The organism is Streptomyces sp. CY-1 (genome assembly GCF_047218265.1).
Taxonomy (GTDB): Bacteria; Actinomycetota; Actinomycetes; order Streptomycetales; family Streptomycetaceae; genus Streptomyces; species Streptomyces niphimycinicus.
The window spans coordinates 4,551,171-4,575,606 of the sequence record NZ_CP178393.1 but is presented as its reverse complement, the minus strand read 5'-3'; the positions used below and the strand labels follow the sequence as shown (position 1 = coordinate 4,575,606).

At 72.1% G+C, this 24,436-nt stretch carries 26 protein-coding genes, 1 tRNA gene and 1 pseudogene; 23 read left to right on the top strand and 5 right to left on the bottom strand.

Annotated features, from left to right (window positions below; genetic code table 11):
• Positions 1 to 2 precede the first annotated feature (2 nt).
• Both ACK1X7_RS19320 and ACK1X7_RS19315 read right to left on the bottom strand, forming a co-directional pair.
• Entirely contained in the window at positions 3 to 1,019 is a 1,017-nt protein-coding gene (locus ACK1X7_RS19320) for a zinc-dependent alcohol dehydrogenase (RefSeq protein ID WP_413115401.1), read from the bottom strand.
• Between the two features lie 75 nt (positions 1,020 to 1,094).
• A complete protein-coding gene (locus tag ACK1X7_RS19315) occupies positions 1,095 to 2,660 on the bottom strand; it encodes an MFS transporter (RefSeq protein ID WP_385144457.1) in 1,566 nt (521 codons plus the stop codon).
• Positions 2,661 to 3,006: 346 nt separating this feature from the next.
• Between ACK1X7_RS19315 and ACK1X7_RS19310 the strand changes: the two genes are divergently transcribed.
• From ACK1X7_RS19310 to ACK1X7_RS19210, 21 genes and pseudogenes are all read left to right on the top strand, one after another.
• Positions 3,007 to 3,756, top strand: coding sequence for a helix-turn-helix transcriptional regulator (locus tag ACK1X7_RS19310; RefSeq protein WP_385144459.1), 750 nt, complete (start codon positions 3,007 to 3,009; stop codon positions 3,754 to 3,756).
• Positions 3,757 to 4,042: 286 nt separating this feature from the next.
• Positions 4,043 to 4,294 carry an acyl carrier protein gene (locus ACK1X7_RS19305; protein WP_216347199.1) on the top strand — a complete coding sequence of 84 codons (252 nt, stop codon included), beginning with the start codon at positions 4,043 to 4,045 and terminating at the stop codon, positions 4,292 to 4,294.
• 38 nt (positions 4,295 to 4,332) lie between these two features.
• Positions 4,333 to 5,574 (top strand): beta-ketoacyl-[acyl-carrier-protein] synthase family protein, encoded by a 1,242-nt coding sequence (locus ACK1X7_RS19300; protein WP_385144461.1) that lies wholly within the window; start codon positions 4,333 to 4,335, stop codon positions 5,572 to 5,574.
• On the top strand, positions 5,571 to 6,716 hold the full coding sequence (locus tag ACK1X7_RS19295; RefSeq protein WP_390793536.1) for a beta-ketoacyl synthase N-terminal-like domain-containing protein: 1,146 nt from the start codon (positions 5,571 to 5,573) through the stop codon (positions 6,714 to 6,716). The genes ACK1X7_RS19300 and ACK1X7_RS19295 overlap by 4 nt, the downstream gene beginning before the upstream one ends.
• A complete protein-coding gene (locus ACK1X7_RS19290; RefSeq protein ID WP_413115400.1) occupies positions 6,713 to 7,984 on the top strand; it encodes a beta-ketoacyl synthase N-terminal-like domain-containing protein in 1,272 nt (423 codons plus the stop codon). The genes ACK1X7_RS19295 and ACK1X7_RS19290 overlap by 4 nt, the downstream gene beginning before the upstream one ends.
• Complete coding sequence (locus ACK1X7_RS19285; RefSeq protein WP_390793538.1) at positions 7,981 to 8,973, top strand: hypothetical protein; 993 nt, start codon at positions 7,981 to 7,983, stop codon at positions 8,971 to 8,973. The genes ACK1X7_RS19290 and ACK1X7_RS19285 overlap by 4 nt, the downstream gene beginning before the upstream one ends.
• A complete protein-coding gene (locus ACK1X7_RS19280) occupies positions 8,973 to 10,202 on the top strand; it encodes a beta-ketoacyl-[acyl-carrier-protein] synthase family protein (protein ID WP_385144469.1) in 1,230 nt (409 codons plus the stop codon). The genes ACK1X7_RS19285 and ACK1X7_RS19280 overlap by 1 nt, the downstream gene beginning before the upstream one ends.
• A complete protein-coding gene (locus ACK1X7_RS19275) occupies positions 10,199 to 11,299 on the top strand; it encodes a beta-ketoacyl synthase N-terminal-like domain-containing protein (RefSeq protein ID WP_385144471.1) in 1,101 nt (366 codons plus the stop codon). Before ACK1X7_RS19280 ends, ACK1X7_RS19275 begins: the two co-directional genes overlap by 4 nt.
• A 25-nt stretch (positions 11,300 to 11,324) precedes the next feature.
• Positions 11,325 to 12,116 (top strand): SDR family oxidoreductase, encoded by a 792-nt coding sequence (locus tag ACK1X7_RS19270; RefSeq protein WP_059148466.1) that lies wholly within the window; start codon positions 11,325 to 11,327, stop codon positions 12,114 to 12,116.
• Positions 12,113 to 12,439 carry a hypothetical protein gene (locus ACK1X7_RS19265; protein ID WP_385144473.1) on the top strand — a complete coding sequence of 109 codons (327 nt, stop codon included), beginning with the start codon at positions 12,113 to 12,115 and terminating at the stop codon, positions 12,437 to 12,439. Before ACK1X7_RS19270 ends, ACK1X7_RS19265 begins: the two co-directional genes overlap by 4 nt.
• A complete protein-coding gene (locus tag ACK1X7_RS19260) occupies positions 12,439 to 12,846 on the top strand; it encodes a hypothetical protein (protein WP_385144475.1) in 408 nt (135 codons plus the stop codon). The genes ACK1X7_RS19265 and ACK1X7_RS19260 overlap by 1 nt, the downstream gene beginning before the upstream one ends.
• Before the next feature lie 3 nt (positions 12,847 to 12,849).
• A complete protein-coding gene (locus ACK1X7_RS19255) occupies positions 12,850 to 13,245 on the top strand; it encodes a hypothetical protein (RefSeq protein WP_382956154.1) in 396 nt (131 codons plus the stop codon).
• A 50-nt stretch (positions 13,246 to 13,295) separates the two neighbouring features.
• Positions 13,296 to 14,423, top strand: coding sequence for a beta-ketoacyl synthase N-terminal-like domain-containing protein (locus tag ACK1X7_RS19250; RefSeq protein WP_385144477.1), 1,128 nt, complete (start codon positions 13,296 to 13,298; stop codon positions 14,421 to 14,423).
• Positions 14,424 to 14,461: 38 nt separating this feature from the next.
• Positions 14,462 to 15,523 carry an ACP S-malonyltransferase gene (locus tag ACK1X7_RS19245; protein WP_413115399.1) on the top strand — a complete coding sequence of 354 codons (1,062 nt, stop codon included), beginning with the start codon at positions 14,462 to 14,464 and terminating at the stop codon, positions 15,521 to 15,523.
• Between the two features lie 34 nt (positions 15,524 to 15,557).
• A complete protein-coding gene (locus ACK1X7_RS19240; protein ID WP_211125396.1) occupies positions 15,558 to 15,812 on the top strand; it encodes an acyl carrier protein in 255 nt (84 codons plus the stop codon).
• 1 nt (position 15,813) lies between these two features.
• Positions 15,814 to 16,275: a 3-hydroxyacyl-ACP dehydratase gene (locus ACK1X7_RS19235; protein ID WP_413115398.1), complete on the top strand. Its 462-nt coding sequence runs from the start codon at positions 15,814 to 15,816 to the stop codon at positions 16,273 to 16,275.
• Positions 16,272 to 16,907, top strand: a complete 636-nt coding sequence (locus tag ACK1X7_RS19230) for a 3-hydroxyacyl-ACP dehydratase FabZ family protein (RefSeq protein ID WP_413115397.1) — start codon at positions 16,272 to 16,274, stop codon at positions 16,905 to 16,907. Before ACK1X7_RS19235 ends, ACK1X7_RS19230 begins: the two co-directional genes overlap by 4 nt.
• 34 nt (positions 16,908 to 16,941) lie before the next feature.
• A complete protein-coding gene (fabG, locus tag ACK1X7_RS19225) occupies positions 16,942 to 17,727 on the top strand; it encodes a 3-oxoacyl-ACP reductase FabG (protein ID WP_413115396.1) in 786 nt (261 codons plus the stop codon).
• A 54-nt stretch (positions 17,728 to 17,781) separates the two neighbouring features.
• A complete protein-coding gene (locus ACK1X7_RS19220; RefSeq protein ID WP_385144487.1) occupies positions 17,782 to 18,579 on the top strand; it encodes a 2-hydroxychromene-2-carboxylate isomerase in 798 nt (265 codons plus the stop codon).
• 145 nt (positions 18,580 to 18,724) lie between these two features.
• Complete coding sequence (locus ACK1X7_RS19215) at positions 18,725 to 19,654, top strand: alpha/beta hydrolase (protein WP_361513669.1); 930 nt, start codon at positions 18,725 to 18,727, stop codon at positions 19,652 to 19,654.
• Between the two features lie 54 nt (positions 19,655 to 19,708).
• A pseudogene (locus tag ACK1X7_RS19210) lies at positions 19,709 to 21,160 on the top strand (acetyl-CoA carboxylase biotin carboxylase subunit); the annotation flags it as partial.
• 142 nt (positions 21,161 to 21,302) lie between these two features.
• Here the strand turns inward: ACK1X7_RS19210 and ACK1X7_RS19205 are convergent.
• On the bottom strand, positions 21,303 to 22,214 hold the full coding sequence (locus ACK1X7_RS19205; protein ID WP_216347012.1) for an alpha/beta hydrolase: 912 nt from the start codon (positions 22,212 to 22,214) through the stop codon (positions 21,303 to 21,305).
• 277 nt (positions 22,215 to 22,491) lie between these two features.
• Between ACK1X7_RS19205 and ACK1X7_RS19200 the strand changes: the two genes are divergently transcribed.
• Both ACK1X7_RS19200 and ACK1X7_RS19195 read left to right on the top strand, forming a co-directional pair.
• Complete coding sequence (locus ACK1X7_RS19200) at positions 22,492 to 23,310, top strand: 4'-phosphopantetheinyl transferase family protein (protein ID WP_385140747.1); 819 nt, start codon at positions 22,492 to 22,494, stop codon at positions 23,308 to 23,310.
• Positions 23,311 to 23,369: 59 nt separating this feature from the next.
• A complete protein-coding gene (locus tag ACK1X7_RS19195) occupies positions 23,370 to 23,585 on the top strand; it encodes a DUF2277 domain-containing protein (RefSeq protein ID WP_216347015.1) in 216 nt (71 codons plus the stop codon).
• Between the two features lie 59 nt (positions 23,586 to 23,644).
• Here ACK1X7_RS19195 and ACK1X7_RS19190 read toward each other — a convergent pair whose 3' ends face one another.
• Positions 23,645 to 24,166 carry a Uma2 family endonuclease gene (locus tag ACK1X7_RS19190; protein WP_413115395.1) on the bottom strand — a complete coding sequence of 174 codons (522 nt, stop codon included), beginning with the start codon at positions 24,164 to 24,166 and terminating at the stop codon, positions 23,645 to 23,647.
• Positions 24,167 to 24,330: 164 nt separating this feature from the next.
• Positions 24,331 to 24,407: transfer RNA gene (locus tag ACK1X7_RS19185), tRNA-Lys, on the bottom strand.
• Positions 24,408 to 24,436 lie beyond the last annotated feature (29 nt).

Below are 24,436 nucleotides of genomic sequence, written 5' to 3'. Positions count from 1 at the left end.
CGTTACGGCGTGACGACCACGCGGTAGACGGGGGTTTCGGCGGCCTGCTTGAGCGCCTTCTCGACCTCGTCCAGCGGGTAGCGCGCGGTGACCAGCGCCTCCAGCCGCGCGGACAGCCGCCCGCCGCGCAGCAGTTCGGAGGCGGCGCGCCAGTCGTCCGGCTCATGGCTGAAGGAGCCGGTGACGGTCAACTGGCGGCGGTGCACCTCGTAGCCGGGCAGCTCGGCGGGCGGGCCGCCGGGGCCGCCGCCGTAGAGGACGATGGTGCCGCCGTCGGCGACCGCGGCGAGGGCGGCGGCGATGGCCTCCTTGGACGCGATGGTCACGACGACCACGTCCGCCGGGGGCAGCTCGCCGATGTCCTCGGGGGTGACGGCCGCGTCGGCGCCCGCCGCCGCGATGGCGGCCAGCCGCTGCTCGTCCCGTTCCACCACCGCGACGCCGCGGGCCGATAGATGCGCGGCGACGGCGAGGTGGAGATGGCCCATATAGCCGGCGCCGATGACGGTGAGCCGGTCCCCGGCGCGGAAGCCGCCGCGGCGCAGCGAGTGGACCACACAGGCCAGCGGTTCGCCCATGGCGGCGATGGCGGGGTCGGTGTCGCCGGCCGGCCACACCCGTGCGGCGGGCAGCGCGATGTACTCGGCGAGCCCCGCGCCCATGGTGATCGCGCCGTCCTCCCGCTTATGCCCCTGGAGCGCGACACAGATGGCGGTCTGACCGCGCCGGCAGCTTCGGCAGGCCCCGCAGCGCGGCAGTCCGTCGAGGGTGACGAGGGAGCCGACGGCGGGCATGTCCGCCAGCGTGGCGGCCTTGGCGCCGATCCGCTCGACCCAGCCGGAGATCTCATGTCCGGCGGCGGCCGGGTAGACCGTCATCCGGCCCGCGTAGAGATTGGCCTCCATGGTGCAGATACCGCAGGCCGCGATGCGTACCAGCACCTCGGAGTCACCGATGTCGGGGGCAGGTATCTCTCGGATCTCCACCTGGCCTGCCGCCGTGATGACAGTTGTACGCATGTGAACTGCCTTCCGGATTACGGATGTTGTGCCGGGAGGCTATGTCGGGGGGACAGGGGTGGCAAGGAAGAACGATCACATGCTGGATCGCGCACCGGAAGATGTCCGGCGGAACGCCCACCAGATGATCACTGCTCCGGCCGCGGCGGCGGCAGCGCCGACGACGGAGGCCACATGCATGGCGTGGACGAACCCCTCGTCGGCGATGTCCGACAGCCGCGGCAGCCGCATCTTCGCGCCGAGCAGCCGGGTGGCCTCGGGCGATTCCCCGGCGGCGGCCGCGTCACCGGAGGGCAGCCCGCTCAGCCGGGGGGTGACCCGGTCGCGGTAGACGCTGACCAGGACGGAGCCGAGGACCGCCACTCCGAGGACCCCGCCGATCTGCCGCAGCGAGTTGTTGACGGCGGAGCCCGCGCCGGTCCGGTCGGCGGGGAGGATGGCCATGATCGCCTCGGTGGTGGGGGCGACGGCGGCGCCCATGCCCAGGCCCTGGAGGATGAGGAAGACCCAGAACAGCGGCAGTCCGCTGGTCTCGTCCAGGAAGACATAGGCGACGAAGCCGGTGGTGGCGATCAGCATGGCCGCGGTGACCACCGGGCGCACCCCGTGGTTCCGTACCAGCTTGGCCGAGAGGGGGGCGCCCAGCAGCACGCCGAGGGCGACCGGGGCGATCGACAGCCCGCACTCCAGCGGCGTCTGGCCATGGACGCCCTGAAGATAGAAGCTGGTGTAGTACATCGAGCCGTTGAGCCCGAAGAACGTGAGCATGACGGCGACGCTGGCGCCGGTGAAGCGGATGTCGCGGAAGAGCCGGACGTCGAAACTGGGGTTGGCGACGCGCAGTTCGACGAGGACGAAGACCACGACCAGCAGCACGCCCCCGGCCAACGAGGCGACGATGGCCGGATCGGTCCAGTCGTTGCGGTGGCCGCCCTCGATGACGCCCCAGACGATGGCGAAGAGCCCGGCGGTGGAGAGCAGCACGCCGAGCGGGTCGAACTTCTGCCGCACCCGGGTGACCACACCGGGCAGAAAGACGAACGAACCGGCCACGCAGAGCACCACGATCGGCACATTGACCAGGAAGACCGACCCCCACCAGAAGTGGTCGAGCAGCACTCCGCTGAGCATCGGCCCGGTCGCGATCGCGATTCCACTGGAACCCGACCAGATCGCGATGGCGGTGGCCCGGTGCCGTTCGTCGAAGACCTGGGCGATCAGGGCGAGGGTCGCGGGCATGATCAGGGCGCTGCCGATGCCCATCGCGCCGCGGGCCACGATGAGTTCGGTGGCCGAGCCGGAGTAGGCGGCCCAGGCGGAGGCCGCACCGAAGAGGACCATGCCGGTCAGCAGTAAGCGGCGGTGGCCGTAGCGGTCGGCGAGCACTCCGCCGGTGAACAGCAGCACCGCGAAGACCAGGGTGTAGGAGCTGATGCTCCACTGGAGCTGATTGGGGCTCGCCCCGAGACCTTCGTCGGGATCGGCGAGGGTCTTGAGGGCCACATTGAGCACGGTGTTGTCCAGCCACACCGCGAGTTGGGACAGGACGAGCACCGAGAGCGCGAGCCATTGGCGGCCGGTGGGGGAGTGTGCGGAACCGGCCTGCGCGGCATCGGTGGTCGCGGTGTTCTGTGCAGCCATGGGGGCGGCGCCTTTCGGGACCCGAGGGGAGGTGTGGGGGGTCCGCGTCGTATGGCAAGGGATGGCGTGCTGGCTCTAGAGGAAGTTACCAATCCGCCGAGCGGGGGCGCAGCCCCTTGCCGACACGGGGAGGTGTCGTGGCCGGAACGCGAGGGTATTTCCCGGCGGGAAGTGTCCCATAAGGAACGATCTTCCTTGCCGTGTGCCAGGGGGCTCGTTACTGTTCCCGGAAAGGGAACGGGGGTGTCCTTTGAGCCATTTCGGAATTCAACCAAATGGGCGAGTGCCTATTGACGGATTTGACGCGGAGGTGGGCGCGGGGAGAGCGGTTCGAACGGAGCCGGACATGGGGTCGGACAACCTGGAGGAGACTCTGGGCCAGGCGTTACGCCTGCTGGAGTCCGCGGTGCACCACCACCGCCGCTCCGCGCTGGCCTCGGCGTCCGCCGAACTGCCGGTGGCCGGGGAGGCCGTGGCCGGGTGGGTGGCGCGGCTGGTGCTGCGCGCCGAGCGGGATGTGATCTGGAGCCTGCCCGAGGTGACGGGCGAGGACCACGCCCGGCTGGTCGGACAGACGCTCGCCCAACTCGCGGGCAAGGGGGTCAGAACCCGGATGCTCTGCCCGCCGGGCGTCATCCGGGGCGCGGCGTGGCAGCGCTCGGTGGGGACCGTGGCGCACCTGGAGGTGCGCGTCTGCGAGGGGGTGCGGCAGGAGCTGGTGGTCGTGGACGGCGCCGCGGTCATCGCGCCCGACGCCTCGCCGGGTGAGCCCGGCGGCTCCCGCGCCTCGATGATCCAGAACTCGACCGTGGCCGATATGCTGCATCAACTGCTGTGCGGCATGTGGGACACGGCCCAGCGCCCGATGCGGCCCCTGTCGTTCGAGGGCGGTGCGCGCGGCCGGGTGCTGCGCGAGGTGCTGAAGCTGATGGCGGAGGGCTACAAGGACGACGCCGCGGCTCGCAAACTCGGCCTTTCGGTGCGTACCTACCGTCGCTATGTGGCCGACATCATGCGGGACCTACAGGTCGAATCGCGGTTCCAGGCCGGAGTGCGCGCCGTGCGCGCCGGGCTGATGGAGTCCGACCCCGAGTAGGGGCGGACCACACACCCGGGCAGCAGCCGGGTTGTTGGCGGTTTGAACGATATTGGCACGCTTCTGTCCGTCGGCAACCTGGCAGCTTCCTGCAAGATTCCAAGTTCTGACCACGCGGTAACCGGCTGCCGTGTGCAGCTTTATGACACCCGGACCAGTCGAATGCTGGTGTTCACCCGGCATGTGACAGCTAGTGGACTCTGGGGTTGTCCCCTCCCGGACCGGCGCCTAGCGTCAGCGGAAGCTTCGTCGCTTTGCCCATGCCCGAAAATGGAGGTGCGCGGTAATGACCGCCATCGTCGAAGAGCGTCGTGAAACCATCAAGGAAATCGTCACCGATATTCTTGAGATCGACCCCGACGAGGTCACTGAGACCAGTCTCTTCAAAGAAGAGCACGACGCGGATTCACTGCGTGCCATTGAAATACTCGCGGCTTTGGAGAAGACCTTCAATATCGTCATAGACCAGTCCGAACTCAGCCGGATGGTGAACCTTCAAGGCGTCTACGAGGTTGTCTCCGACGCGGCGGGCTGGTGACCGCCGGATCCGGGCGGTCTCTCGGAAGGCAGGGCGAAATGCGTGGTGAGCCGGGTCGCAGGGTCGTCGTCACCGGTCTCGGGGCGGTGTCCGGGATCGGCATCGGCGCGGCGGAATTCCTCGCCGGACTGCGCGCCGGGAAGAGCGCGGCGGGCCCCATCACCGCGTTCGACACGGAGGGCTTCGACCGCTCTACGGCGTGTGAGGTAAAGGATTTCGAGCCGGACCGGTGGATTCGAAATCTCGATGTGCGGACGCTGGGCCGGGCGAGCCGGTTCTCGGTCGCGGCGGCCCGTATGGCGGTGGCCGACGCCGGATTCGCCGAGTCGGAGAGCGCGCTGCGCGACATCCCCTGTCTGATCTCCGTCGGCACGACCGACGGCGAGTCCAGGGACCTGGACCATTTGGTCGAGGAGGAAGTGGACCTGGGGCCCGAGCGGATGGATCCCACGGTCGCCCGGCGGGTGCCCGCCGGACGGCTTTCGAGTGCGATCGCCCAGGAGTTCGGCCTCACCCGGGCCGAGGCGGTCACCCTCCCCACCGCGTGTGCCGCCGGGAACTACGCGATCGGCTACGGCTTCGACGCCATCCGCGCCGGGGACGTGGACCTCGCGCTGTGCGGCGGCGCCGACGCCCTGTGCCGTAAGACCTTCACCGGCTTCTACCGCCTGGGCACCATCGCCCCCGAGCGCTGCCAGCCCTTCGACAAGGACCGCAAGGGCATCCTCACCGGCGAGGGCGCGGGCATCCTGGTGCTGGAGAGCCTGGAGTCGGCGCTGGCCCGGGGCGCCCGTATCTACGCCGAGGTCCTCGGCTACGGACTCAACTGCGACGCGGACCACCCCGTGGCCCCCAACCAGGACAGCGTGGCCCGCTGTATGCGGCTGGCCCTGGACAACGCCCACGTCAAGCCGGAAGAGGTCGACTTCATCTCCGCGCACGGCACCGGCACCAAGGCCAACGACATCACCGAGGCCCGTGCCATCCGCCAGGTGTTCGGGGACACCGCCCCGCCGCGCACGGTCTCCATCAAGTCGATGATCGGCCATTCCATGGGCGCCGCCGGGGCACTGGCCTCGATCGCCTGCGCCCTCGCGCTCACCGAGGGCTTCATCCCACCGACCATCAACCACCAAGAGACCGACCCGGAATGCGGTCTGGACTGTGTGCCCAACCAGGCCGTGGACGCCGATCTGAAGGTGGTCCAGAACAACGGCCTGGCCTTCGGCGGCAACAACGCCGTCGTCATCTTCGGCAAGAGCCGAGCGGACTGGTCATGAGTCCGCTGGTGACCGGCGCCGGGGCCGTGGCGAGCGTGGGCGAGGGCGTCGACGAGGTCTTCCAGGCTCTGTGCGCCGGCATCAGCGGACTCGGCGAACTGCGCGGCTTCGACCCGGAGCGGTACCGGACCCGCCACGCCTACGAGATCGACGACCGCCCCGCGCCCGGCACCGACCTCCCGGGCCGCGCCACCGACTGGCTGCTGCGCGCGGTCGGCGAGGCCGCGGCCCAGGCCGGGCTCGGCGATGACCTCAGCGAGGTGCCCGTCCTCGTCGGCACCGGGCTGCGGGAACTGCGCTCCGCCGAACTCGCCTGGCGCGACGGCACGCCCTTCGACATCGGCCGGCTGCACTTCGGCACCGCACTGCGGACACGTTTCGGCGCGGTGCGCACCCACACCTTCTCCGGGGCCTGCTCGGCCTCCCTCTACGCGCTCGCACTCGCCGCCGACCTGCTGACCACCGGGGCCGAGGACACCGTGGTGGTGGCCGGTGTGGACACCCTCACCGAGTCGATGTACGGGCTGCTGGACCGGGTCAACAGCGAACCCCCCGACCGCGTCCGGCCGTTCGACCGGGACCGCCGCGGGGTGCTGATGGGCGACGGCGCGGCGGCCGTGGTGCTGCGCCGGGAGGAGCCCGGCGCGGGCACCGGCGCGCTCGGCCGGGTGCGCGCCGTCAGCATGAACTGCGACGCGCGCCATGTGACCGCCCCCGACCCCCGCGGCATCGCGCGGGCGGTGCACGAGGCGCAGTGGCGGGCCGGCGTCAAACCCGGCGATATCGATCTGGTGCTGCTGCACGGCACCGGTACCCAGCTCAACGACGCCGCCGAGGCCGCCGCCATCGCCGAGGTCTTCGGCCATGAGGTGCGCGGGCCCCTGATGACCGCCATCAAGTCCATGACCGGCCACACCTCGGGCGGCTCCGGTCTGCTCAGCCTGATCGTCGCGCTGGAGTCCCTGGCATCGGGCCGGGTGCCGCCCACCCTGGGCCTGGCCGAACCGCTGCCCGAGGCCGAGGCGTTCCGGTTCGTCCGGGAGGAGGCGCGGGACGGCGGGGATCTGCGGGTCGCGCAGATCGACGCGTTCGGCTTCGGCGGTGTCAACGCGGTCGCCATCGTGGAGAGGGCCGGCCGATGACGCAAGGCCCCGGCGAAGTCGTCGTCACCGGCGTCGGCCTGGCCCTCCCGGGCGCCGACACCCCCGACGCACTGCTGCGCCGCACCGCCTGCCCCGTCACCGGACCCGCCGCCGAACCGTTCGACACCGCCGCCCGGATCGGCCGCCGGGGCCACCGCTACAAGGACCGGGCCACCCGGCTGGCGCTGTGCGCCGCGCTCGACGCGCTCCGGAACGCCCAACTGATCCCCTCCGACGGCGAGGAGCTGACGGTGCCCGGCGACACCGTGGGCGTGGTCGCCAGCTCCAACCTGGGCAACCTCGACACCGCCTGCCTCACCGCCGCCGCCATCGCCGAGCGGTCGGCCGTGGACCTCAGCCCCATGAGCCTGCCGAACGCCTCCAGCAATGTGATCGCCTCGTGGGTGGCCATCCGCCACGGTCTGCGCGGTCCCAACCTGATGCTGTGCAACGGGGCGACATCCGGCCTGGACGCCGTCCACTGGGGCGCCACGCTGGTCGCGGCGGGCCGGGTCCGGCGCGCGGTGGTGATCGGCGTGGAGACGCACAACGCCGTCGTGGAGGATCTGCTCGGCCGCTCCGCCGATGAGCTGCTGGACGGTGCGGCGGCCCTCGTCGTGGAGGGCGCCCGGTGGGCCGAGGCCCGGGGGGCGCGAGCCGCCGCCGCGCTCGGCCCGTACGAACGGCGGGCCGGGCTCAGCGGCTGTGTGGCGGCCGTGCTGCCGGGCGGCGCCGCGCCCGGCGTCTGGTTCACCCCCGAGCGTTACGCCGAGGGGCCCGCCGGGGCCGGGGCCGGGGCCGGGGCCGGGGTCGTGACCGACGGGCCCGCCGGGGCCGTACCGGTGCCGGAGTCCGTGCCGCGCTACGACGTCACCAGCGCGGTGGGCCGGGCCTCCGGGGCCCTCGGGGTGCTCCAGTGCGCGGCGGCCATCGGCTGGCTGGCCCGTGCCGAGGCCGGGGCGCACGCCGAGACCGGCGCCGGGCCGCGAGACGCCGGGCCGGAAGCCGCGGAGTCGCAAGCCGCAGGGCCACAAGCCGCAGGGCCACCAGCCGGGCCGGGAGCGGGGGCCGGGAGCCGTACCGCCTTCGCCGCCGGTCCCGGGGCCGCGCCGGGCCCGGGGCCCGTGCCCGCGTCCCGCCAGGCGCTGATCACCAGCGGTGATGACACCGCGGACGCCGTGGCCGGACTGCTGCTGCGCCCCACGCCCGACCGGTGCCACCCGCACCCGCCACGTGCCCCCCTTATCTCCATGGAGTGTTCCCGATGACCGCCGCCGCCCCGCCGATGTCGACCAAAGTCCTGCTGACGGACGCCACCACCGTCCGGCTGCGCCCGCGCTACGAGGGCTCGAACATCTGCACCTGGATCGGCTTCAAACACGTCAACTACCTCGTCGAGGAAGCCGTGCTGGTGCACTTCGCGGACTCCGGGGCGCCCGCTCGCCGGCTGTACGAGGAGCACGGTCTCGGACTGGACATCGTCGCCCTGGAGACCCGCATCCTGCACGCCCTCCACATGGACGACGTGGCCGAGGCCGAGGTGACGCCGGACACCGCCGACGAGGACCGCACCCTCGGTTTCCGGGTGACCCTGCGTGTGGAGCGCGACGGTTCGGTCCTCAAGGCCGTCGCCGCCAAGGTGCGGGTCTCGCTGCGCGCCGACGCCTATCTGCCGGAGCCCGCCGAACCCCCCGCCGAATTCGCGCCGTTCGTGGTGGACCGGCTGGGGGCCGAGGGGCCCACCGGCGACCTCGCGCGGATCCGGGTGGCGATGCCGGACGGCGACGAGGACGCCGTCCTGGCCTCGCTGACCGAGGGCCGCAACGCCTACGCCTGGAAGTGGAACATCCCCTATCCGTACTGCCACTTCACCGAGCGGCTCCAGATGTCCGGCTATCTGCGGCTGATGGAGGAGGCCAAGGACCGCTTCGTGCTGGACCGCGGCATCTCCATCAAGACCCTGCTGGACGACCGCAGGTGGATACCGGTCGTCCCCCGGTCCTCGGTGCGCGTCATCGACGAGGCGGTGATGGAGGAGGACCTCTACACCGTCTACACGGTCGAGGAGATCTTCAAGGACCTCACCTACACCGCCCGGATGGACTGCTTCGTCGTCCGTGACGGCACCCTCACCCTCACCGCCACCGGCCGGATCACGCACGGCTACGCGGTGATCGAGAACCGCAGTGACTGGCGGCTGGTCCCCTTCGACCAGCGGGTGCTGGACGCGCTGGCCGGAAAGCAGAGCGGCACCTGATGGACGACGTACTGGTCACCGGCCTCGGCGCGCTGTCCCCGCTGGGCACGGGCACGGACGCCTTCTGGCGGGGGATGCACGCGGCGGACACCGCGCCGGTGCGGGTCCCCGATCCGCTCGCGCATATGGACCATCCGCTGATGTACCTGGTGCCGGAGGCCGACCTTCCGGACGGGCCGGTGGAACAGGACGGGCTGCCGCTGGGGCGCGGCTCCCAGTTCGCGCTCGCGGCGGCGCGCGAGGCGGTCACGGACGCGGGGCTCGCCGTGTTGCCGGGGCCGGATGCCTCGGGCGCCACGGGCGCCGGGCTCGATCCGCGCCGGGTGGCCGTCGCCCTCAGCACCGGTATGGGCGACACGGATCTGCACGAGGGCTGGTGGACCGGCGAGGCGCCCGCGTCCGGCCGCTGGGCGCCCGCCTTTCCGCTGGCCTCGGTGGTCGGCGGCTGGTTCGGCGCGCAGGGCGTCAACACCTGTGTCAGCAACGCGTGCGCCGCCAGCGGCTACGCGCTGTCGATGGCCGCCGATCTGATCCGCTCCGGCGAGGCCGACGTGGTCATCGCGGGCGGCGCCGAGGCGTACTCCCGGGTCGCCCTCGCCTGCTTCAACCGGCTGGGCGCCATCGACCCCGAGCGCTGCCGCCCGTTCGCCGCCGAGCGGCGCGGCACCGTCTTCGGCGAGGGTGCCGCCGTACTCGTCCTGGAGTCCGCCTCGCACGCCCGCGCACGCGGCGCGCGCACCGTCTACGGCCGTCTGGCGGGCGCCGGTTGGAGCTGCGACGCCTACCACGCGACCGCCCCCGAGCCGTCCGGCGAGCAGATCGAGCGCGCGATGCGCGTGGCGCTGCGGGAGGCGGGGGCCGGGGCAGGGGCCGAATCAGGCTCCGGCGGGCTGGGGTTCGTGATCCCGCACGGCACCGGCACCGCGCTCAACGACGTCGTGGAGAGCCAGGTGCTGGACGCGCTGACCCCCCGGACGCCGCTCTACAGCGTCAAGGCGCTCATCGGGCACACCGGCGGCGCGGCGGGGGCGTTCGCCGCGCTGGCCGCCAGTCTGGTGCTGCACCACAAGACGCTGCCGCCGAATGTGCCGATCGGCACCCCGGACCCGGAGTGCGCGGTGCCGCTGGCGTACGGCTCCGCGCCCATGACCGGGGCGTATGGGCTGGTCAACGCCTACGCCTTCGGGGGCAACAACATCTCGCTCGTCTTCGGGGAGGCCGCCGCGTGAGCGACGCAGGTGCGGCCGCCGGGCCGCGGACGGCGACGAAGGCCGCGCCTGACCGCCGCGTGGGCGGAGAAGCGAACGAGGAGGCGGCGCGCAGCGAACCGGCCGTCGGCCTGGTGGTGACGGGCATCGGCACCGTGGGCGCGGACGGCTTCGACTTCCGTACGGCGCTCGGCCGGCACGGCTACAAGTATCTGCCCGCCGCCTCCCAGTACTTCCTCGCCGCGGCCAAGGGCGCGCTGGCACAGGCGGGCCCGGACGCCCTGGAGGCGGTCGGGCCCGAGGAGCGGGGCGCCGCGGTGGGCACCAACAGCGCGGCCGTCGCCCTGCACCACGCCATGGACCGTACGGTCACCGCCACCGGGGCCGGGGATCTGTCCCCGGTCACCGCGCCCTACTTCTCCATCAACCTCTTCGGCAGCCGGCTGGCCACCGAACACGACCTCAAGGGCTTCAACCTCACCTTCACCAGCCCCCGGGTCGCGGGCCTCGAAGCGCTCCAGAACGGCCAGCGCGCCATCGCCACGGGCCGGGCCCGGTGGCTGCTGGCCGGGGCCACCGAGGAGGCGCTGCCCGAGGGCGAACCGGGGGCCGACACCTCGGAGGCCGGGGCCGTCGCGCTGGTGCTGGAGCCCGAGACGGCCGCCCGGAGCCGGGGGGCGGCGGCGCTGGGCCGGGTGGGCGTCCGCTCGTTCTTCCTGCCGCCGCGGGTGGCCGCCTCCGCCGAGGGGACCGAGCGCGCCGCGGCGCTGCTGCGGGACGCGCTGGACGCCCTCGGCCACCGGCCGGACCAGCCCCTGGCCGTCACCGCCGTCCTGGACGGCTCCCCGGTCGGCGAGGCCGTGGCGGCGGCGCTGGAGGAGCAGGCGCCGGCGGAGCAGGTGCTGGACGCGCAGGTGCCGGGCGGGCGGACAGCGGCCGGGAAGCCCGAGCGGGTCCCGGCGGGCGCGGGCGCCCTGGAGCCGGTGGCGCGCGTGGCCGCCGCCTTCGGCGCCCCGGCGGGCCACGCCCATGCCGTCGTCACCGCGGCGGCCGAGGGGAACATCGCGGTCTGCCTGGTCACCCCGAGCGGGGCCGGTGCGGAAGCGAGCAGCCGATGAGCGGACGACGGAGGGCGAGCGGCCGATGATCACCCGACTCGAGGGTTCCTGGTGCCTGGTCCTGGGCGCCTCCAGCGGTATGGGCCTGGCCATCGCCCATGAACTGGCCCGCGAGGGCGTCCACATCCTGGGCGTCCACTTCGACACCACCGACGGCCAGGAGAAGGCCGCCGTCGCCCGCGAGGAGATGCGCGGCCACGGCGTCGAGGCCCACTTCTTCAACGCCAACGCGGCCTCCGCCCGCACCCGCGAGGAGCTGCTGCCCCGGTTCGAGGAGCTGACCGGCGGCACGGGCATCCGGATCGTGGTGCACTCCCTGGCCTTCGGCACCCTGCTGCCGTACGTCGGCGCCGAGGGCGAGGACAGCCTGACCGCCCGCCAGATGAACATGACCCTCGACGTGATGGCGCACTCCCTCGTCTACTGGACCCAGGACCTGTTCACCGCGGGGCTGCTGCGCGAGGGCGCCAAGGTGTACGCGATGACCAGCGCCGGGGGCACCCGGGTGATGCCCCACTACGGCGCCGTCTCCGCGGCCAAGGCCGCCCTGGAGTCCCATGTACGCCAGCTCGCCCTGGAGCTCGCCCCCTCCGGTATCGCCGTCAACGCGCTGCGCGCCGGGGTGACCCCGACCCCGTCCATGGAACGCATCCCCGGCAGCGACCGGCTCGCCGTCCACGCACGGGACCTCAATCCGCACCGGCGGCTGACCCGGCCCGAGGACGTCGCCGAGGCCGTCTCGCTGCTCTCGCGCACCGACTCCTCCTGGATCACCGGCAATGTGATCGGCGTGGACGGAGGTGAGCTGTTGACATGACGGCCCATCTGCTGATCGAGACGGGCGGGCCGCAGACCGGACCCGCCTGCGAGCGGTTCCTCGGCGACGCCGCGCGGCTGGCCAGGGACGGCCACCAGGTGGTGCTGTTCCTCGTCGAGAACGGCGTGACCGCCGCCGTCCCGGGCACCGCGCCGGGCATCGAGACGTTTCTCGGCGACGGCGGCGAGCTGTGGGTGGACTCCTTCTCCGCCGCCCAGCGCGCCCTGCCCGCCGCCGATCTGACGCCCAGGGCGCGGCTGGTGGAGATGGACGAGGTGGCCGCCAAGCTGCTGGAACCGCGGGTCAGGGCGGTGTGGCACTGATGCCCAGGCCCGTTCCCCGTACCGATGTGCTGCTCAACCTCTTCGGCGCGCCCCACCAGAGCGACCTGGTCACCTCGGCGCTGCGGCTGGCGTCCGCGCTGCTCGCCCGGGGGGCCAGGGTGCAGATCTGGACCTGCGGCGACGCCACCCGGCTGACCGGCGCGGCCCTCGGCGAGAGCAAACCGCGCGACTACACCGACCTGGGGCGCGAGCATCCGTCCACCGCCCGCGTCGTCCGCGAGCTGATCGAGGATCACCCGGACCGGCTGTACTGGTACGTATGCCGCTACTGCGCCGAGGAACGGGGCGCCGCCGAGCAGATTCCGCAGGTGCGCATGCGAGCCCCCTTCGTCTTCGCCGAGCATGTGAACGCGGCGGACAAGAGCCTGCTCATGGGGGTGTGCTGAGCCATGGGCGATCAGGCGCGCTGGCTGGTGATCGTGGAGAAGGCGTACCGGGGCTCGATCGAGACCCAGTACGCCGACGTGCTGTACTGCGTGCCCGATCTGCACCGGCAGAGCGGCGGCTGCGACGTGGCGCTGCGCGGCCCCGCCGTCGGCTACGCCCTCGACACGGGCCCGCGGCCCACGCTGCGCCTGGGCAACCGCACCCTGGACACCCTGCCCCACCCACCCGCCTCCGTGGCCAAGCTGCTGGCCGCCGGGGTGACCGTGCTGGTCGAGCGGGACGGCCTGGCCGCGCTCGGCCGCACCGCCGCCGAGCGGCTGCTGCCCGGCGTACGCGTCATCGAGGGCGACGACCTCGCGGCCCGCTGGCCCTCCTACGAACAGGTGTGGTTTCTGTGACCCGCCCCTCCCACGGCCCCCGGGCCTCTACCGAAGGAGTACCCGAACCCATGGTCAACGCCCCCGGCGGGGCAGCCCCGGTCATCTCGGCCTGGACCGCCGTATCGCCCCTGGGACTGCGCGCGGCCGACTTCACCGCGGCCCTGCGGTCCGGCCGCGCGGCCGGACGCCCGCTGGACCCCGAGGAGTGGTCGGTGCCGTTCCGCGAGGCCGGCCTCGTGCCCGACTTCCACATCCGGCAGATCCTCGGCCGCAAGGGCACCCGCTCCATGGACCGGGCCACCGGACTGGCCGTCACCGCGATCCGCCATCTGCTCACCGGGGAGCGGGAGGACGAGGGGGCCGAGCGGCTGCCGGGGGTGGGCGAGGAGACCGGCCTTGCGCTCGGCACCAGCACCGGCTCCGCCCAGAGCATCATGGACTTCACCCGGGACTCGCTGGTGGGGAAGAAGCCCTTCTACGTGGACCCGGCCCGGTTCCCCAACACCGTGATGAACTGCGCGGCCGGTCAGTCCGCCATCTGGCACGGGCTCAGGGGCCCCAACACCACCATCGCGGGCGGCCGCGCCACCGCACTGCTCGCCCTCCGGTACGCGCTGCGGCTACAGCGCGCCGGACGGGCCCAGGCCGTGCTGTGCGGGGCGGTCGAGGAGTTCTCCTCCGCCCGCGCCTGGCTGGAGTGGCACGCCCGGGCGGACGAGGAGAGCGCCGACAGCGCCGCCGTCCTCGGCGAGGGCGCGGCCGTATGGCTGCTGGAGCCCGACGCCTCGGCGCGCGAACACGGCCGTAAGGGGCTCGCCGAGGTCCTGGGCCTGGAGTTCGGCTGCGCGGCGGACGCGAAGCAGGCCCGTACGGTGCTCGCCGAGGCGATCGGCCGGCTGCTGGACCGCACCGGCGTGACCCCCGGCGAGCTGAGCGCCGTCGCCGACTCCGGCGCCCCCGGCGCCGAGGGGGAGGCCGAGCGCGCCGCCCTCGCCGACGCCCTCGGGGGTGCGGAGCCGCCGCGGATCACGGCCGCCGACACCGTCGGGGACACCTGCGCCGCCGCGGCGGCCTTCCAGATCGCCGCCGTTCTGGCGATGGCCGAGCGCAAGGAGATCGCCTCGGGCGACACCGCCCTGGTCACCACCGTGGACCGGGACGGCGTGGTCGGCGCGGCCATGCTGCGGATCCGGTGACGGGCCGGCCGCCCCCTGAGCTGAAGGAGCTGGTTGAGATGACGGACCGAGAGACGACGGGCGACGCCCCCGGCGGAGAGGCGCCCCGTACGGCGCTGGTCTTCCCCGGGCAGGGCGCCCAGAAGGCGGGCATGGGCCAGGCGTGGCGGGAGACCGCGTCCTGGGCGCTGGTGGCCGAGATATCGGAGTACACCGGTATCGACGTCGAGGAACTCCTGCTGAAGGCCGACGACGAGACGCTGCGTCGCACCGATCTCGCCCAGATCGCCGTCTTCACCACCGAGGTGGTCGCCCACCGCGAGGCGGCGGCCGCCGGGCTGCTGGGCGGGGTGGTGGCCTGCGCCGGGCACAGCCTGGGCGAGTACACCGCGCTGCACGCCGCCGGGGCCCTGCCGCTCGCCGACACCGCCCGTCTCGTCGCCGCCCGCGGCCGGGCCATGCGTGCGTGCGCCGAGCGGTCGCCGGGCACCATGGCCGCCGTGGTGCGGCTCGGCCCCGAGACCGTGGAGGCGCTGGTCGGCCGGGTCCAGGAGGACGGCGGCCAGGTCTGGATCGCCAATGTCAACGCACCCGGCGCCATCGTGCTCTCGGGCACCGCCGAGGCCGTGGACCGGCTCGCCGAACTGGCCGTCGAGAGCCAGGGCAAGGTGATCCGGCTCGCCGTCGGCGGCGCCTTCCACAGCCCGCTGATGGCCTCGGCCGCCGACGATGTGCGCGAGGCGCTGGCCGCCGTGCGGTTCGCCGCCGAGCACCTCCCGGTCGTCGCCAACGTGGACGCCCGCCCGTACGCGAGCGGCGAGCACTGGCGGGAGCTCGAACTGAACCAGCTCACCAGCCGGGTGCGCTGGGAGGAGAGCGTCCGCACGCTCGCCGGTGAACTGGGCTGCACCCGGTTCGTGGAGCTGGGCCCCGGGCGCCAGTTGACCGGCATGATCCGCCGGATCGCGAAGGGCGCGCTCACCGTCCCGGTCGAGTCGGCCGACGCCCTCGCCGAGCTCACCACGCCCGAAACCCCTGAGGCCCCCGAGAACTCCGAAACACCCGAGAACTCCGAAGCCCCTGAGACCTCCGAAACACCCGAAGCCCCCGAACCCCGCTGAGCCTCACGCTTTGAGAGCGGAAGGAGACCCCCGCATGGCCGACGCCACCGCCGCCCTGGACATGGATGAACTGCGCACCTTCGTCGCGGATGTGCTCGATGTGGACGAGGAGGACGTCACCGACGACGCCGACTTCGTCAAGACGCTGGGCGTGGACTCCCTGATGGCCCTCGAGGTCATGGTCGTCCTGGAGAAGAAGTACTCGGTGAAGCTGGAGGAGCGGGAGATGAAGGACATCACCACGCTCCGCAAGGTGCACGATCTGCTCGCCTCGAAGCTGGGGAAGTGAGATGACGACGGCCGCGTGCGGAGCGGTCGACGGCACCGTGGAGGTCGTGGACCCCGGCGTCCCCGGTGAGCGGCCCGCCCGGTGCGTGGCCGTGGTCGGCGCGTCGGAGAAGGTGTTCGCCGGGCACTTCCCCGGGTTCGCCATCTTCCCCGGCGTCTGTGTCGTGGAGTACGTCCAGCGCGGCGCCCTCGCCACGCTGCCGGAGCGCGAACCGGGCGGACGCTGGGTCCTGGCCGCCGTCGAGTCCTCCCGCTTCCTCAGCCCGGTCTACCCCGGAGACGAGCTGACCAGCGAATACGTCTGGTCCCGCAAGGACGGGGCGGTGCGCTGCCGGGCCTCGGCGGCCACCGGGCGCGGACCCGCCGCGCAGATAAGGCTGCGCTTCGAGAACCGGGACGCCCGGGGCGCGGAGGCCGCGGCGGGGGAGTGGAGGGGCCAGGGCCGAGGAGCGGACGCCGGATGATCACCGTCGATGAGATCAAGCGGGTGCTGCCGCACCGCTACCCCATGCTGCTGGTGGACCGGGTCACCGAGCTGGTGCCGGGCGAGCGGGCCCGCGGGCTGAAGGCGGTCACCTGCAATGAGCCCTGGTACGAGGGGATGCCGGACACCGCGTCCGAGGAGGACTACCACTATCCGTGGACGGTGCTCATCGAATCCTGGTGCCATGTGGCCGGGGTGCTGGTGGCCTGGGACCAGCCCAACCCCGATGTACGCAAGGGCAAGGCGATGCTGCTCGGCGGGATCACCGACGCCGAGTTCCACCGCCCGGTGGTGCCGGGCGATGTGGTGGAGCATCATGTGCGATTGGCCCGCCAGGTCGGCGAGACCTTCGTCTTCGAGGGCGAGAGCCTGGTCGGGAAGGAGACCGTCCTCACCATCGGGCGGCTGACGATGACCATGCGCCCGGCCTCCGACCTGGACGCCCCGCCCGTGACCGCCCCGCCCGTGACCGCCTCACCCGTGACCGCCTCATCTGTGACCGGCCCGACCGGCCCGACCGGCCCGACCGGCCCGACCGGCCCGACCGGCCCGGCCGACCTGCCGGTGGCCGCGCCGCCCGTGCCCGACCCCCCTGTGCCCGACCCCCTCTGACCGAACACCACCTCCGGGAGAAGGACCTCACCGTATGTCCGACCGAATATCCGACGACACGGGCCGCGCATCCGGTGACAACGAGCCGACGCCGCGCGTCGCGCTGGTCTCCGGCGGCTCCCGCGGCATAGGCCGGTCCACCGTGCTGCGGCTGGCCCGGGACGGCTTCGACGTGGCGTTCTGCCATCACTCCAGCCCCGACGCCGCCCGTGAGCTGGAGGCGGAGGCGGCGCGGCACGGCGGCGGGCGGGTGATCGGCCGGCAGGCGGATGTCCGCGACCCGGGCGCGGTGCGCGAACTGGTCGCCTTCACCGAGGAGTCGCTCGGCCCGGTCGATGTCGCGGTCACCTCCGCCGGGATCACCCGGGACAATCCGCTGCTGCTGATGAAGGACGAGGAGTGGCGGGACGTCCTGGAGGTCAACCTGGACGGCACCTATCACCTGTGCCGTTCCGTGGTGTTCGGAATGATGAAACGCAAGTCCGGATGCGTCATCAACATCTCGTCGGTGGCCGGTGTCCACGGCAATGCGACCCAGAGCAATTACGCGGCCTCCAAAGCGGGGATCATCGGTTTCACCAAGTCGCTCGCCAAGGAGGTCGGACGGTATGGCATACGGGCCAATGTGGTGGCACCCGGCTTCGTCGAGACCGATATGACGGCGGAGCTTTCCGACCGGGTGCGCAAGGAGGCGGAGCAGAGCATCCCGCTGCGCCGCTTCGGCCGTCCGGAGGAGGTCGCCGACATGGTCGCGTACCTGGTCGGAGCGGAGTATGTGACCGGTGCGGTGTTCCAGGTCGACGGCGGCATCGTCCTCTGACGGGCAGCGTCGGCACCTTTGTTCGAGCGGTGTTCGCCGGCCGAGGGCCGCTCAATGAGCGTCATGCACGAGACGGACGAGCGAGGGGGTACGGACGTGGCAGCCAAGCGCAGCAAAGTGCCGCGCTTCTATTTCAATTTCCGCAGCCCGTACTGCTGGATCGCCTACCGTGATCTGATGGACCGCTATCCGGATGTCGCACAGGCGGTGGAATGGCACCCGTGGTGGGAACCGGACGCGGATGGTGAGCGCCGTATGGCCGAACAACGCCATCACTTTCCGTATACGGCGATGTCCCGGGAGAAGCATCTCTATATCCTCCAGGATGTGCGCCGGCTGACGACCGACCGCGGCCTCGCGGTCAACTGGCCGGTGGATCAGGACCCGGTCTGGGAGGTGCCGCATCTGCCGTACTTCCTGGCGCTGGACGCGGGGCTCGGCCCCGCCTACATCGAGCGCCTCTACCGGGCGCGCTGGCAGGAGGGCCGCGACATCTGCGACCGTACGACCATCGCGGCCATCGCCGGTGAGCTGGGGCTTCCGGCCGGCCGGGCGGCGGCAGCCGCCGATGACGAGGAGCTGCGCGGCGGCCGGGGACTCCAGGCCCTGCTCGCGCTCAGCGACGCCGGGGCGTTCGGCGTGCCGTTCTTCACCCATGGCTATGACAAGTTCTGGGGTGTGGACCGGCTGCCGGCCTTCGTCGAAGCGGTCCGCTCCGGCTCCGGGCCGCGCCCGGACTCCGGTGACCGATCCGGCGCCCGCTCCCGGGACACGCCCGCCGCCGTGCCCTCGGACACCGACTTCGCCGCCGCCCGATCGGCCGATCCGGGCCACGCCGGAGGCTGTGGCTGACTCTTCGCCCGCCCGCTCGTTCACACGTTGTCGCCCGTCCCACCCGCCCGTCCCGCCCGTCCCGCCCGCCCGTTCCACCACTCGCCGCGACCGAGACGAGAACGCCCTGACCGCCGACGGACACTCCCCCTCCTGGAGGACGCAGATGCCCGAGCCACGCCAGACGTCGGCGCGCTCCCCCTCTCTGGGAGCCCGCGCCCTCTCGGCCGCGGCCCTGCCGATCGCCCCGCTGTACGGGGCCAGGCTGGCGTATCTGGCCTTCCATCCGCGGCGCCGGGAACAGCGGGAGCACCCACGGGACCACGGGCTGCCCTGTACGGAGCTGAAGGTGCCCTTCGCGGCGCGGAAGCACCTGGACACCTGGCTGTGCCCGGCGTCCCCCGAGAAGGTGGTGGTGCTCGGGCACAGCATGGCCACGGCGAAGGACCACAGCCTCCGCCACGCCAAGTTCCTGCACGACGCCGGGTACACCGTCTGTCTGTTCGACCACCGCAACCATGGGGCCAGCAGCGACGACCGGGCGCTGTTCGGGCTCGGCGACCGGTTCGCGAGCGATGTCACCTCCGTGGTCTCCCACCTGCGCGACCAGCGGGGATACGGCACGGCCCGGATAGCCTTCTACGGCTTCTCGTTCTCGTGCTTCTCGTCCATGTGGGCGCTGACGCACGACGGATTCGAACTTGACGCGCTGGTGTGCGACAGCGGGCCGGGGCACGACGTCCCGCCGCTGCTGCGCAAGTTCCTGGAGGCGGAGGCGCTGCCGCTGCCCGCCCTGCTGAAGGGCGAGCCGGCCCGTTCGGCGGTGGCGCGGACGCTGTGCGCGGTGGGCCCGGCCATGCTCCGGGCCCAGTGGCCCCCGCCCGCGACGGGCAAGTTCGCCAAGATCCCCCTGTTGTTCATGTCGGGCGAGCACGATGCGATCGTGCCGCCGTCCTCGGTGGACGCGCTGGCCGAGCGCTATGCCCAGGCCGAGACGCACGTCCTGCCGGGAGCCGAGCATCTGCTCGGGCTGGAGACCGATCCTGAAGGCTACGCGAGCGTGGTGCTGGATTTCCTTGAGCGGGCCCTGGGGTAGCAACCTTGACCGTCCCTCTCGGGGCGGAACTTTTCGGAAGAGGGAAGAGAGAGCATGCAAAAGGTGCTCATCGCCAACCGTGGCGAGATCGCTGTCCGTGTTGCCCGTGCCTGCCGGGATGCCGGGATCGCGAGCGTAGCCGTCTATGCCGATCCGGACCGGGACGCATGTCATGTGCGCGCGGCCGATGAAGCCTATGCGCTGGGCGGTGACACCCCGGCGGCCAGCTATCTCGACCAGGCCAAGGTCCTTGCCGCGGCGGCCGAATCCGGCGCCGACGCCGTCCACCCCGGCTACGGATTCCTCTCCGAGAACGCCGAATTCGCCCAGGCCGTCCTCGACGCGGGCCTGACCTGGATCGGCCCCCCGCCGCACGCCATCCGGGACCTGGGCGACAAGGTCGCCGCCCGCCATATCGCCCAGCGCGCCGGCGCCCCACTGGTCGCCGGCACCCCCGACCCGGTCTCCGGGGCGGACGAGGTCGTGGCCTTCGCCGAACAGCACGGCCTGCCGATCGCCATCAAGGCCGCCTTCGGCGGCGGCGGACGCGGCCTCAAGGTCGCCCGCACCATGGAAGAAGTCCCCGAGCTCTACGACTCCGCCGTCCGCGAGGCCGTCGCGGCGTTCGGCCGCGGCGAGTGCTTCGTCGAGCGCTACCTCGACAAACCCCGCCATGTGGAGACCCAGTGCCTGGCCGACACCCACGGCAACGTCGTGGTCGTCTCCACCCGTGACTGCTCCCTCCAGCGCCGCCACCAGAAGCTGGTCGAGGAGGCCCCGGCCCCGTTCCTGACCCAGGAACAGAACGACCAGCTCTACGCCGCCTCCAAAGCCATCCTCAAGGAAGCCGGCTATGTGGGGGCGGGGACGGTGGAGTTCCTCGTCGGCAACGACGGCACCATCTCCTTCCTCGAGGTCAACACCCGGCTCCAGGTGGAGCACCCGGTCACCGAAGAGGTCACCGGCATCGACCTGGTCCGCGAGATGTTCCGCATCGCCGACGGCGAGGCCATCGGCTACGACGATCCTCCGATGCGCGGCCACTCCTTCGAGTTCCGCATCAACGGCGAGGACCCGGGCCGCAACTTCCTGCCCGCCCCCGGCACGGTGACCTCCTTCGTCCCGCCCGCCGGCCCCGGTGTCCGGCTGGACGCGGGCGTGGAGTCCGGCAGCGTCATCGGCCCGGCGTGGGACTCGCTGCTGGCCAAGCTGATCGTCACCGGCGCCACCCGCACCCAGGCCCTCCAGCGCGCCGCCCGCGCGCTGGCCGAGTTCCAGGTCGAGGGCATGGCCACCGCGATCCCGTTCCACCAGGCGGTGGTCGTGGACCCGGCGTTCACCAGCGAGCCGTTCACGATCCACACCCGCTGGATCGAGACCGAGTTCAACAACACGATCGCCCCGTTCGCGCCGACCGGGATGGATGAGACCGACGAGCCCACCGCCCGTGAGACCGTCGTGGTCGAGGTCGGCGGCAAGCGGCTGGAGATCTCGCTTCCGGCGGCATCGTCAAGAGCCTGAACGCGAACGTCGGCGCCTCGGTCAGCGCGGGCGCCGTGATCTGCGAACTCAAGGACTGACCCGCCGCCATGACAGCCTTACGGCGGGCTCCGAGCGGAGCCCGCCGTCAAGGACCGGCTATGTGAGGTCAGTCCTTGAGCGTCCGCTCCAGGAAGTTCAGGACGGTCTCCGCGTACGTCTCCGGCTGGGTCTTGATCCCCTGGAGATGCTCGGTGTCCGGCAGGGTGTGCACCTCGGCCAGCGGATAGCGCTCGGCCAGCGCCCGCACCCCGGACGCGGGGATCATGGTGTCGAGCTCACCGGTCAGAAAGAGCATCGGGGTGCGCTCGTACGCGCCGCCGAGCGGCGGCGGCCACTGCACCCGCAGCATCGCCACGGCGGCGGACGAGGCGACCGTCTCCACGACCGCGCGGGAGGGGCCGGTGCCCAGCGGGCCGGGGATGGGCACGCCGCCGGCCGCGACGAAGTTCCGGAACAGCGGGGCCAGCTCCAGCGCCGGACCGCTGTCGAAGATCACCGCGTCGACCGGGCAGTCCTCCCTCTTGAGCATGTAGAAGGAGGGGAAGGTCGAGATGGAGAAGCCGTAGATCGCGATGCGTGCCGTGGCGTACTCGTCCATCGAGCGCATATGCCGCACCACGGCGACCACATCGTCGGTGTGGCGGTCGCTCATGCCCCAGCCCGCGCGGTCCGCGACGCTCTTACCGTGGTTGCGGTGGTCGAACATCGCGACCGTATAGCCGGCCTCGCTGAGCAGCCGCGCCTGCGCCAGGCTCGCGGACTTGCTCAGCCCCAGGCCGTGTCCGAGGACCACGACCCGCTCGGTGTCGCCGGGGATGAGCCAGACATGCAGTCCGCGCCCCTGCTGACCGTTCAGCGGAACGTTCACATCGGTGCTGGTCAGCCCCAGGTCGGCGGGCTTCTTGTGATGTGGCCTGCGGGGCGGGTGGTAGATCATGTACGAGAGGAAGGCGCCGTACAACGGTGCCACCGGGAGGGTCACCGCCGAGGCCGCCTTGGCCAGGAATCCCGTCGCCATGGTCGTCAAACCCCTATCACCGCTCGTGCCCGGACGTGCGCGATCGTAGTGCGGACGGGCAGGTGACCGCGTCGGCCGGGAGGCGAACGTGGCCGAAGTCACCGGGTGTCCCCGATCGGTAACGCCGCCGTGCGGCAAGGGCGTTGGGGGCGCCGGAACGGGTCGGCGCGGCGCGTTCGGACGGCGGGGCGCCCACGGCGCGCCGCGCGCGCCGCTGTACCGTCAGTACGTCCACAGCGAGCGCATCATCGGCCGATAGCACGGGGGAAGCGGAACAGTGTCCTTCACCAGCCCGGTTCAGCCCGCACGAGAGCCCCGGCGATGGGCCCCGGTCGGCGCCCTGCCCGGCCCCGGAGACCGTCCCGGCCCCGGTGAGGTGGCCGTATGGCTGCTGCGGATCCCGCCGTCCGCCGCCGCTGCCACCGCCGTCGCGGAGGGCATGCTGGACGAGCGGGAGCGCGAGCGTGCGGCGAGGATGCGGACCGACCTGCTGCGCGAGCGCTATGTGACCTCCCATGTGGGGCTGCGGACGCTGCTCGGCGGCTATCTCGGCATCGCCCCGGGCGAGGTCGAGTTCGTCCGGGAGACCTGCGGAATGCCGGACTGCGACAAGCCGCACGGCCGCCCGGCCCTCGCGGGCGAGGATTCGCTGCACTTCTCCCTCTCCCACTCCGGGGACGCCGCCCTGTGCGCCGTCGCCGGGGTGCCCGTGGGCGCCGATGTCGAGGAGCGGGACCCCGAGCGCACCGGAACCAGGCTGACGGGGCTGATCGGGCAGTTGCACCCGGAGGAGCGGGCGGCGATCGAGATGCTTCCGGAGGAGCTGCGGGCGGAGGCGTTCCTGGGCTGCTGGGTCCGTAAGGAGGCGTACCTCAAGGGCATCGGTACCGGGCTGCCGGGCGGGATCAGCGCCCACCATGTCGGTCTCGCCGAGGGGCTGGCCCCTACCGACGCGCCGTCCGGCCCCGGCGGCTGGGCCTTCGCCGACCTCGAGGCACCGCCCGGCTACCACGCCGCGGTGGCCGTACGGGACGAGGCCGCCGTACGGGACGAGGCCGGGCCGGTCGTGACCCTGGCGGGGCTGCGTCTGGAGTGATGGCCGCGGCTGACGTGAGGGCCGTGGCGTTGTCGGACCCCCGGCGTACCGTCGGAGGTATGTGCAGATCCATCAAGACGCTCCGCCCGCCCTATGCCGAGACCGTCACCCAGGACGACATGCGCGCCGCCGCCCTCCAGTACGTCCGCAAGATCAGCGGCTTCCGCCAGCCCGCCCCGCACAACGCCGCCGCCTTCGACAAGGCGGTCGAAACGATCGCCGCGGCCACTGAGGAGCTGCTGAGCACCCTGGAGGTCAAGGGCCGCACAGGATGACTGCCCGGGCATGGTGGGTATGGCCAAGGCGCACCGAGGACCCGGCGCCGGGCGGGGACTCAGCGGACGTAGTTCTTGAGGGTGTCCGTATCGAGCGTGATGCCCACCGGGTCGGGCAGGGCCACCCGCTCGCCGAAGGGGGCCCGGTGGATGTCGAGGTAGCAGGCGCTCTTCGGGTCGGGATTGGTGTGGACGATGACGGCGCAGGCGTCTCGGTCCACAAGGAGGTACACGGGAATGCCCACGGCCGCGTAGGCGGCTGGCTTCTCGACGCGGTCGCGGCGGTCGGTGTCTCCGTCGTGCAAGGTGACCTCGACGGTCATCAGAACCCCGTCCGGGGCCGACCATTCACCGTGCCCCGTGAAGTGCTCATCGGGCGCCAGCACGCCGTCCGGGCGCATGCGCCCCTCGCGGTAGGGCTCGACCTTCAGCCCCCGCTCGCTCGCGTAGAGCCAGAGAACGGGGCGATGCTGCATGCAGCGCTTCTGTAGCCACCTGACGATCGCTCGGTTAAAACCGTCATGTTGCACCCCTTTCCTGGTGGAAGCCAGTGTTCCCAGGTGCCGACGCGGCCGGGGCACAAAGCTCAGTCGATCACTCCTGCGAGTGAAGGGTGGCTGTCAGACGGTGACGGGCGCGGAAACTCAGGCATGCCGGGCGGACCGTTGCGGGCTGACCAGCAGATCATGGCCGCCCAAACATGACTGGGGCCTCTCGAACGATCGAGAGGCCCCAGTCACTGCCATGGTGCGCCGCCAGGGACTCGAACCCCGGACCCGCTGATTAAGAGTCAGCTGCTCTAACCAACTGAGCTAGCGGCGCGTGCTGACGAGGTAAATACTACCTGGTCC

Excerpts from the sequence above, each read along its gene's own strand:
- ACK1X7_RS19320 (WP_413115401.1), bottom strand. The coding sequence starts at position 1,019 with ATGCGTACAACTGTCATCACGGCGGCAGGCCAGGTGGAGATCCGAGAG.
- ACK1X7_RS19315 (WP_385144457.1), bottom strand. The coding sequence starts at position 2,660 with ATGGCTGCACAGAACACCGCGACCACCGATGCCGCGCAGGCCGGTTCC.
- ACK1X7_RS19310 (WP_385144459.1), top strand. The coding sequence starts at position 3,007 with ATGGGGTCGGACAACCTGGAGGAGACTCTGGGCCAGGCGTTACGCCTG.
- ACK1X7_RS19305 (WP_216347199.1), top strand. The coding sequence starts at position 4,043 with ATGACCGCCATCGTCGAAGAGCGTCGTGAAACCATCAAGGAAATCGTC.
- ACK1X7_RS19300 (WP_385144461.1), top strand. The coding sequence starts at position 4,333 with ATGCGTGGTGAGCCGGGTCGCAGGGTCGTCGTCACCGGTCTCGGGGCG.
- ACK1X7_RS19295 (WP_390793536.1), top strand. The coding sequence starts at position 5,571 with ATGAGTCCGCTGGTGACCGGCGCCGGGGCCGTGGCGAGCGTGGGCGAG.
- ACK1X7_RS19290 (WP_413115400.1), top strand. The coding sequence starts at position 6,713 with ATGACGCAAGGCCCCGGCGAAGTCGTCGTCACCGGCGTCGGCCTGGCC.
- ACK1X7_RS19285 (WP_390793538.1), top strand. The coding sequence starts at position 7,981 with ATGACCGCCGCCGCCCCGCCGATGTCGACCAAAGTCCTGCTGACGGAC.
- ACK1X7_RS19280 (WP_385144469.1), top strand. The coding sequence starts at position 8,973 with ATGGACGACGTACTGGTCACCGGCCTCGGCGCGCTGTCCCCGCTGGGC.
- ACK1X7_RS19270 (WP_059148466.1), top strand. The coding sequence starts at position 11,325 with ATGATCACCCGACTCGAGGGTTCCTGGTGCCTGGTCCTGGGCGCCTCC.
- ACK1X7_RS19265 (WP_385144473.1), top strand. The coding sequence starts at position 12,113 with ATGACGGCCCATCTGCTGATCGAGACGGGCGGGCCGCAGACCGGACCC.
- ACK1X7_RS19260 (WP_385144475.1), top strand. The coding sequence starts at position 12,439 with ATGCCCAGGCCCGTTCCCCGTACCGATGTGCTGCTCAACCTCTTCGGC.
- ACK1X7_RS19255 (WP_382956154.1), top strand. The coding sequence starts at position 12,850 with ATGGGCGATCAGGCGCGCTGGCTGGTGATCGTGGAGAAGGCGTACCGG.
- ACK1X7_RS19250 (WP_385144477.1), top strand. The coding sequence starts at position 13,296 with ATGGTCAACGCCCCCGGCGGGGCAGCCCCGGTCATCTCGGCCTGGACC.
- ACK1X7_RS19245 (WP_413115399.1), top strand. The coding sequence starts at position 14,462 with ATGACGGACCGAGAGACGACGGGCGACGCCCCCGGCGGAGAGGCGCCC.
- ACK1X7_RS19240 (WP_211125396.1), top strand. The coding sequence starts at position 15,558 with ATGGCCGACGCCACCGCCGCCCTGGACATGGATGAACTGCGCACCTTC.
- ACK1X7_RS19235 (WP_413115398.1), top strand. The coding sequence starts at position 15,814 with ATGACGACGGCCGCGTGCGGAGCGGTCGACGGCACCGTGGAGGTCGTG.
- ACK1X7_RS19230 (WP_413115397.1), top strand. The coding sequence starts at position 16,272 with ATGATCACCGTCGATGAGATCAAGCGGGTGCTGCCGCACCGCTACCCC.
- fabG (WP_413115396.1), top strand. The coding sequence starts at position 16,942 with ATGTCCGACCGAATATCCGACGACACGGGCCGCGCATCCGGTGACAAC.
- ACK1X7_RS19220 (WP_385144487.1), top strand. The coding sequence starts at position 17,782 with ATGAGCGTCATGCACGAGACGGACGAGCGAGGGGGTACGGACGTGGCA.
- ACK1X7_RS19215 (WP_361513669.1), top strand. The coding sequence starts at position 18,725 with ATGCCCGAGCCACGCCAGACGTCGGCGCGCTCCCCCTCTCTGGGAGCC.
- ACK1X7_RS19205 (WP_216347012.1), bottom strand. The coding sequence starts at position 22,214 with ATGGCGACGGGATTCCTGGCCAAGGCGGCCTCGGCGGTGACCCTCCCG.
- ACK1X7_RS19195 (WP_216347015.1), top strand. The coding sequence starts at position 23,370 with ATGTGCAGATCCATCAAGACGCTCCGCCCGCCCTATGCCGAGACCGTC.